Raw genomic sequence first — 7,355 nt, 5'->3', positions numbered from 1 at the left:
TCTGCGCCCGGCTTCTCGCCGGGGGTGGGGGGGGCGCCGGCGGCCGCGGCGCGGACCACCGCCGCCGGTCCGGGCACGGCGGCGCCGTCCGGGGCCTGCTCCACCGGGCGCGTCACAGCCCGAACCGCTCGTGCTGAGCGGCGGGCACCAGGTCGGCGTATTCGGGGTGCTTGCCGATCCAGCCGCGGATGAACGGGCAGTACGGCAGTACCGCGAGGCCCTCCCCGCGGACGGCGTCGAGGGCGGCGCGGGCGAGCTTCCCGCCGAGGCCGTGCCCGCCGAAACGGGGGTCGATCTCGGTGTGGATGAAGGCGATCTCGCCCTCCTTGCGCTCGTACTCGGAGAATCCCGCGAGCTCGCCGTCGTGGAAGACCTCGAAGCGCGAGCGCTCCTGGTTGTCCGTCACATGGGTGTCCACGGTCCGTCCCTTCGTCGTACGGTCTGCCGGTGTGGCGGGTCGCCACGCATTTAGTTTAGAGTTCAATCAGTTTGCGATCAAGTCCGCCGGGCCCACTCCCCCAGAGTGCCCCTCGGGCCGGTTCTCGGTACGCCGGCGGCCGTCAGCCGGCCGGGCCCGGCGGCGCACCGCCCTCCCGGCCGCGGACCACCGCGGCGGCCCGGACCAGCTCGGCCAGCACCGTGCGGACGGCCCGGCGGGCCGCGCGCTCAGGCCGGTGCAGGACGTCCACGTGCCGCCGCGCGTGCACACCGGTGAGCGGGCGCAGCACCACGCCCGGGTGCGGACGCGCCGTCCACCGCGGGATCAGCGCCAGGCCGCCGCCGGCCGCCACCACCTCGGCGGCGACCGTGAACTCGTTGATCCGGTGGACGATCCGCAGCGGCCGGTTGGCCGCGGTGCCGACCGCCTCGACCGTCGCCATCAGCGGAAATCCGTCGTGGACGGTGATCCAGGGCTCCCCGGCCACGTCCCGCGGGGTGAGCCGGCGCCTCGCCGTCAGTGGGTGCCCGGTCGGCAGGGCGACGTCCAGCGGCTCGCGCAGCAGCGTGGTCGCGGCAACCGTCCGCGGCCAGGGCGGCGCGTGGTCCAGCCGGTGGGCGATCACCAGGTCGTAGGCGCGGGTGAGCGGCGGGAAGCGGTCCTGGGCCACGTCCTCGTCGGCGAAGGAGAGCTGCGGCCCGGCGGGGTCGGCGAGGCCGCTCAGCAGCAGGGGGAAGAACGCCGCCCCCGCGCTGTGGAAGGCCGCGACCGAGACCTCGCCGTCGGGCCGGTCCACGAAGTCGGCGACGGTGTGCCGGGCCCGGGCCAGTGCCGTCTCGACCTCGATCGCCGCGGCGGCGAGCGCCCGGCCCGCGTCGGTGAGCACCACCCGCCGCCCGGCGCGCTCGGTGAGCGGCACCGGCACCGACCGCTGGAGCAGCCGCAGTTGCTGCGACACCGCGGACGGTGTCACCAGCATCGCCTCGGCGACCGCGGTCACACTGCCGAGTTCGCCCAGCTCCCGCAGGATCCGCAGCTGTCGTGCATCCACCCCGACAGTGTAGGAGTGCTACAGCATTGCTTCAGAAGGTGGTGCTGGGCTACACGGTGCCGCATGGTGCACGGTGGGGGCGTGTCCGAAACCCGCGGTGCCTCCCGCCGCCCCGATCTGGTCCTGCTGCTCGTCGCACTCGTCTGGGGCTCCAGCTACCTGGCGGCGAAGACGGCGACCGCCGCCGTCCCCGTCCTGGCCGTGCTGTTCGTCCGGTACGCCGTCTCCGCGGTCGCCTGCGGGGCGGTCGTCGCCGTAGGCCGCGGCAGCCGCCGGTTCAGCCCGGACGAGCTCCGCTCCGGCGCGCTGCTCGGGGTCACCCAGGCGGCGGTGCTGGTGCTGGAGACGTACGGTGTCGCGCACACCAGCGCCGCCAACGCGGGGCTCCTCATCAGCCTGACGATCGTGCTGACGCCGCTGCTGGACCGGGCGGGCGGCCGCGGCGGGCTGCCGGGGGCGTTCCATGCGGCGACCGCCGTGTGCGTGCTGGCCGTCGGCCTGCTGATGTCCGGGACGGGCCTGCGGGTGCCGGGCATCGGCGACCTGCTGATGCTGGCCGCTGCGGCGGTCCGGGCCGGGCACGTCGTCCTGGTGGGCCGCCGCACCGCGGGCCGGGCGGTCCGTCCGCTGCACCTCACCACGGTGCAGACCGCCGTCGGCACGCTGCTCTTCCTGCCGCTGGCCGCGGCCGACCTGCCCGCGGTGGCCCGCAGCGGCGCCGCCACCTGGGCCGACCTGCTCTACCTCGCGCTGTTCTGCAGCGTGTTCGCGTTCCTCGCACAGACCTGGGCCGTCCAGCGGACCTCCGCCAGCCGCGCCAGCCTCCTGCTCGGCACCGAACCCGTCTGGGCCGTCGCGGCCGGCATCGGCCTCGGCGGCGAACGCCTGACCCTCCCGGCCGCCCTCGGCGCCGTCCTCATGGTCGCCGGCACCTCCTGGGGCCAGTCCGTCGAACGCCGCCACCGCCTCGCCCCCACCCCCGCGCCGGCCCCGCCCCCGTCCGTCCTGACCGGCGCCTGACCTGGGCACTCGCCAGAGGAGGGGGTCAGACGGGGACGGAGATCCGTGGACGAATCCCGTCAGCGGCGAGAGGACCTTCCAGCCGAGCGCTTCACAGCGTGCACGGCGCTGGACGGTCGCGCCCAGAATGCCCGCGCAAACCCCGCTCTCGACGGCCGCATCGGTGAGCGCGCCCATCACCACCGTCCCCAGACCGAGGCGCCGGTGGGCCGGGTCGGTGACGATCTGGTCGAAGGCGCAGGCCGTACGGGTCAGACCGGCCTGGCCGCACGCGGCGAGTCCCCCGTCGGCGCTCAGGACGCGCACGTACGTGACGCCGTCGACGGTCTCGACGGTCTCGACGGTCTCGACGGTGTACCCGTCCGGCGCCTGCACGCGCGCCGGGCGCAGGTCGACGGCCATCAGGAAGGAGGGATCGTGGGCTCCCACGCGACCGAGAACCAGGGAGCCCTGTCGCCCGGCGGCAGACATGCCTTGATGCACGTGATGGGCTCGGTGAGCGCGTCGACCAGCCCACGGGCGGCTTCGGCATCGGTGTCGAGCAGGATGTGACGGGCGGTCCGAGTCGGCCGTTCGACATCGATCCGCAGTCCCCAGGGCACCTCCACAGGCTCGGGCTCCCGTCGGGACACGGCCCATCCTTCGGCCCACAACCGTGCAGTCTCCACCGTTCGCCATCCCGAGACGCCTGCCGACATGAGGCGGGAGTGTCCATGATCGGTGCGTGATGACGGACGCGGACTCCCCCGCCACCGCACTGTAGGTGAGGGCGGACGGCTTGCTGACGGCTTCACAGCACCCGGCGAGCGGTGGCGGTCGCCGGTGGGCTCGCGGGGCGGAGGTCGCCATCCCGCCTGCCCACCGTGACAATGTCCCGGTGAAAGAAGCCGCCATCTCTCCAACGCCCCTCGTCCTGGGCATAGACGACCTCCGCCCGCTTCCCCGGGCCACGCGGATCGCCCGCACCAGCCGCGACGGTGTCAGGCTCCTGGAAGAGCACCGCACCACCTTCATTGACGAGCTGTGGCTCGACCACGATCTCGGCGGCGACGACACCATCATGCCGGTGGTGGCCCTCATGGAAGAAGCCGCCTTCAACGGACGGCCCTTCCGGATCGGAGCCGTCTTCGTCCACAGCGCCAACCCCATCGGCGCCGAAACCGTCATCAGGTCACTCGCCCGCTGGAACTACCGCGTCCGGCGGGCAACGGCCTAGGGACGCCCGGTGGCGCGGTCGACCGGCTCGCGCCCGGAGTCGGAGCTCGGCCTCGCGCATGACGCACGAAACTCACGTTGCGACCCGCACCCACATACGCCTGCCGGCCGGCTTCGCGGGCTCCGAACACCCGGTGTTCGAAGAGCTGCCGGCGGTGCTGCTGGAGCCAGGCCTGTTCGAACTGGCGGGCAGCCCGGGGCCGGCGCTCGGATGCGCGGCCGGTGATGTCCTTCAGGTGGACGAAGACGGTCGGTTCGAGGTCGTCGAGCAGGGCGATCACCTGTGCGTCCAGGCATACTGGCAGGGCGACTTCACGCCCGAGTCGTTCGCGGACCTCAGGAGGGCCGCCGCGGAGCTCGGCGGTCTGGCCGAGGCGCCGCCGGGCCTGCGCTTCGCAGTCGTCACGGTCGGCCGCTCGGTCGGTCCCGTCGCGATCGAGCGGGTCCTGGATGCCTGGGCCGCGCGTCGGGACGGTGTCGAGTGGTGGTTCGGCAACGGCGATGACGAGGACACCGCCGGCTGACCGGACGGCCCACCCGCACGGCAGGCCACCGCGCCACGGGCCGTACTGTGGGGGATCTGGTTTCGAGGGGGGAGCACGGGTGCGGTACGAGGTGACTGTGAATGTGGCAGCGGCGCCGGAGCGGGTGTGGGCGGTGCTGGCGGACGTGGAGGGTTGGCCTCGGTGGACGGTGTCGAAGCCGAGCGTGCGGCTGCTGTCCGACGGCCCGGTGACGGTGGGGAGCGAGGCAGAGGTCCGGCAGCCCCGGCTGAAGGCCGAGGTGTGGGAGGTGACCGCGGCGGAGGCCGGGCGCACCTTCGAGTGGCGCACCCAGAATCCGGCGTTCACCACGATCGGGACGTACCGGATCGAGCCGCTCGGTGCGGACCGGTGCCGAGTGGTACTGGGCGTGCATCAGAAGGGCATCCTGGCACCGCTGCTCGCGCTGCCGTACGGCAAGCTGACCCGCCGCTACGTCGAGATCGAGGCGGCGGGGCTGAAGCGGTTCTGCGAGACTCAGGGCCGCTGAACGGTGCCCTCGTGCTCACACCTGGCGGCCCGATCGGCGGGCTGCGGGGGCATCGTGCGCGTCGGAGGCGGGCAGGCTCTGGGTGACCCGCCACAGGCGCCGGGGCAGGCCGCCCTCCTCGAAGGGGCGCACCTCGTCCAGCCGCCAGCCCTCGGCGAGCTCGGTGACGAGGGCGCGGGAGAAGTAGTGGACGGCGAAGCCGCCGTGCTCCCAGATGTCGTCGCCGTGCCCGGTACCCGCGCCGAAGTGGGCGTCGCCGGTGTGCCGGACGGTGTAGACGAAGGTGCCGCCCGGCCGCAGCACCCGCCGTACGTCGGCCACCAGGGCGCGGATCTCCGCGGTCGACAGTGCCATGCACAGCAGCATGTGCGCGTACACCGCGTCCACCGAGCCGTCGGTGAGCGGCAGCGGCTCGCGGACGTCGTGCACCACCGTGCGCACCCGCTCGGCCGTGCCTTGGGCAGCAGCCGCCGTGCACAGCTGCTCCAGGCCCACCGGGCTGAAGTCGGCGGCCAGCACGGTGAAGCCCTCGCGGGCGAAGTACAGGGCGTCCCGCCCGTGCCCCGCCCCGAGCTCCAGCACCTCGCGGGCTCCCGCCGCCCGGAACACGCCGGCCGCCCGGACGGCCGGCTCCGAGGGCTGCTCGCCGTACATCTCCGGGTGCTCGGTGTAGGTGCGCTGCCAGTGCGCGCGCTGGACGTCGGCCAGCTCCTCGCCGTCGGACCCCACGCGGCCTGCCTCCGTCCGTGCGCGGTCCGCGGGCCGGGCCGTCGTGATCAGCCTAGTCGGACGGCCGGGAGCGTTCAGCTCGTGGCGAGGAAGGCACAGAGGGCGGCCGCCACCTCTTCGGGGGCCTCGACCTGGGGGTAGTGGCCGGCCGCGGGCGGCCCGCCGAGTTCGGTGATCGCGGCCCGCGGCAGACGCTCCCGGATCCGGGCGAGCACATGGGCGCCGCTGATCGGGTCGGCCGGACCCCAGACGAAGAGCGTCGGACCGGGGAAGCCCTCCAGGGCCCCGACCCAGCGCTCCTCGTACTGCTGCCGCTCGTCGATGTAGCGGAGCAGGCGCGGGGCGAGCCGCTGCCCGCCGTCGCGGGCGATGCCGAGCCACATGTCGTGCAGCACCTCGTCGGACACCGGGCGGCCGAGCACCCGCCGCATGGAGGCGCGGAAGCCCCGTTCGGTGACGGCCCGGGCGAGCAGCGGGCCGAGCCGGCCGTGCAGCAGGCGCTGGATCCGGAGCGGCCGGTGCAGGTCGGGGTAGAGGCCGCCGTTGAGCCAGACCGCGGCGGTGACCCGGCCGGCGTCGCGGGCGAGCAGTTCCTGCGCCACGCTGACCCCGTAGTCGTGGGCGACCAGCGCGGTCGCTTCGGTGCCGAGCCGGCGCCAGAGGTCCTCGACGAGGTCCGCCTGTTCCAGCACGGAGTAGCGGTGGCGGCGCGGCTTGTCGCTGCTGCCGAAGCCCAGCAGGTCGAGAACGGTGACCCGGTGGCCGGCCGCGGCGAGCGCCGGCACGATCGCCGCCCAGTCGTGCGAGGAGGTGGGGAAGCCGTGGACGAGCGTCACCGGGTGGCCGTCGCCCGGGCCGTCCTGCCGGACGAACACCCGGTGCTCCCCGGTGCGGCTGCGCAGGGCGACCCGTTCTCCGGACGCCTCCCAGACGGCGGCCGCGGGCAGGGTGGTACGGGACATCAGGGGGCCTCCCCCGTCCGGGCGATGCCGTCCAGCAGGCACCGCAGTCCGAAGTCGAACTCCTCGTCGCCGTCCGGCTCGCCGAGCAGCGCCGCATGGGCGCTGACCAGCGGGTGCCGTCCGGCGGGGAGTGCGGCGAACAGGTCGGCCATCGCGGCACGCTGTTCGGCCGTACGGGCTGCTCCCCCACTGTCCAGCACGCATGCGCCGACCACGAAGTGCGTGACCGTCAGGTAGATCCGCACCGCGAGGGCCGGCTCCCAGCCCGCCTCGATGAGGACGCGCAGGCCCTGCTCGCGGGCGCGCAGCGCGTTCGGGCCGAGGAGCTGGCCCCTGGTCAGCAGCGGGGCCAGGGCGCGGTGCGCGTTCAGCACGCGGTGGTAGGCCCGGGCGCCCGCCTCGGTGGCCGCGCGCCAGTCCGGCCCCGGCTCGGGCAGGGACACCTCGCCGAGCATGTGGTCGACCAGTTCCACCAGCAGCTCCTCGCGGCTGGCCACATGACGGTAGAGGGAGGTGTGCCGCACCCCCAGCCGGTCGGCCACGGCGCGCATGGAGAGCGCGTCCAGCCCGTCGCGGTCGGCCAGTTCGAGAGCCGCAGCGGTGATCGCCGTCAGGGTCAGCCCGCCCGCCCGCGGCCGCTGCCGGGCCCGCGCCGCACCGCGCTCCTGCCACCAGGCCGCCGATCCGGCGGCCGGTCCTTCCGTCGCCGCCGGACCGGGTTCCGCGGCACGGGTCTTGGCGGGGTCGGTCACAGATCGTCCTGTCCTGGGGGGCCGGAGGCGGGGCGGCCTCCCGGCATCGCCATGGGGGGGGGGGGGGGGGGGTATGTTGGAAGACCCCCCCCCGCGACATAACACAGCCCCCGCCCCCCCCCCGCCCCCCCCGCCCGCCGCCGGCCGGCACCAGC

10 protein-coding genes are annotated in these 7,355 nt (G+C 74.5%); 5 read left to right on the top strand and 5 right to left on the bottom strand.

Translation table 11 applies throughout. The annotated features are described in order from the left end of the window. Window positions 1–112: 112 nt before the first annotated feature. A complete protein-coding gene (locus tag ACFV0G_RS31010; protein ID WP_380555205.1) occupies window positions 113–484 on the bottom strand; it encodes a GNAT family N-acetyltransferase in 372 nt (123 codons plus the stop codon). A 76-nt stretch (window positions 485–560) separates the two neighbouring features. Beyond that, window positions 561–1,490 (bottom strand): LysR family transcriptional regulator, encoded by a 930-nt coding sequence (locus ACFV0G_RS31005; RefSeq protein ID WP_380555203.1) that lies wholly within the window; start codon window positions 1,488–1,490, stop codon window positions 561–563. An 81-nt stretch (window positions 1,491–1,571) separates the two neighbouring features. Here ACFV0G_RS31005 and ACFV0G_RS31000 point away from each other — a divergent pair, with 81 nt between their 5' ends. The 5 genes from ACFV0G_RS31000 (at window position 1,572) to ACFV0G_RS30980 (ending at window position 4,757) form a co-directional block, all read left to right on the top strand. Then, window positions 1,572–2,510 carry a DMT family transporter gene (locus ACFV0G_RS31000; protein ID WP_380555201.1) on the top strand — a complete coding sequence of 313 codons (939 nt, stop codon included), beginning with the start codon at window positions 1,572–1,574 and terminating at the stop codon, window positions 2,508–2,510. Between the two features lie 45 nt (window positions 2,511–2,555). Continuing rightward, entirely contained in the window at window positions 2,556–3,062 is a 507-nt protein-coding gene (locus ACFV0G_RS30995; protein ID WP_380555199.1) for a hypothetical protein, read from the top strand. Window positions 3,063–3,387: 325 nt separating this feature from the next. Beyond that, entirely contained in the window at window positions 3,388–3,726 is a 339-nt protein-coding gene (locus tag ACFV0G_RS30990; RefSeq protein WP_380555197.1) for a cyclic-phosphate processing receiver domain-containing protein, read from the top strand. 133 nt (window positions 3,727–3,859) lie between these two features. Beyond that, window positions 3,860–4,249, top strand: coding sequence for a DUF4265 domain-containing protein (locus ACFV0G_RS30985; protein ID WP_380555195.1), 390 nt, complete (start codon window positions 3,860–3,862; stop codon window positions 4,247–4,249). Then, window positions 4,176–4,757, top strand: coding sequence for an SRPBCC family protein (locus tag ACFV0G_RS30980; RefSeq protein WP_380555193.1), 582 nt, complete (start codon window positions 4,176–4,178; stop codon window positions 4,755–4,757). The genes ACFV0G_RS30985 and ACFV0G_RS30980 overlap by 74 nt, the downstream gene beginning before the upstream one ends. A 15-nt stretch (window positions 4,758–4,772) precedes the next feature. On the opposite strand, the gene ACFV0G_RS30975 is transcribed toward ACFV0G_RS30980, so the two are convergent. The 3 genes from ACFV0G_RS30975 to ACFV0G_RS30965 form a co-directional block, all read right to left on the bottom strand. After that, on the bottom strand, window positions 4,773–5,486 hold the full coding sequence (locus tag ACFV0G_RS30975) for a class I SAM-dependent methyltransferase (RefSeq protein WP_380555191.1): 714 nt from the start codon (window positions 5,484–5,486) through the stop codon (window positions 4,773–4,775). Between the two features lie 74 nt (window positions 5,487–5,560). Further along, a complete protein-coding gene (locus tag ACFV0G_RS30970; protein ID WP_380555189.1) occupies window positions 5,561–6,448 on the bottom strand; it encodes an alpha/beta fold hydrolase in 888 nt (295 codons plus the stop codon). After that, on the bottom strand, window positions 6,448–7,200 hold the full coding sequence (locus ACFV0G_RS30965; RefSeq protein ID WP_380555187.1) for a TetR/AcrR family transcriptional regulator: 753 nt from the start codon (window positions 7,198–7,200) through the stop codon (window positions 6,448–6,450). The genes ACFV0G_RS30970 and ACFV0G_RS30965 overlap by 1 nt, the downstream gene beginning before the upstream one ends. Between the last annotated feature and the right edge of the window lie 155 nt (window positions 7,201–7,355).

Source organism: Kitasatospora sp. NPDC059571, assembly GCF_042735675.1.
Lineage (GTDB): Bacteria > Actinomycetota > Actinomycetes > Streptomycetales > Streptomycetaceae > Kitasatospora.
The sequence above is the reverse complement of the archived record's forward strand: the minus strand, read 5'-3'. Positions and strand labels throughout refer to the sequence as shown.

What these genes read in the sequence shown, in the direction of transcription:
- ACFV0G_RS30970 (WP_380555189.1), bottom strand. Translation starts at nt 6,448, where the DNA reads ATGTCCCGTACCACCCTGCCCGCGGCCGCCGTCTGGGAGGCGTCCGGA.
- ACFV0G_RS30980 (WP_380555193.1), top strand. Translation starts at nt 4,176, where the DNA reads ATGCCTGGGCCGCGCGTCGGGACGGTGTCGAGTGGTGGTTCGGCAACG.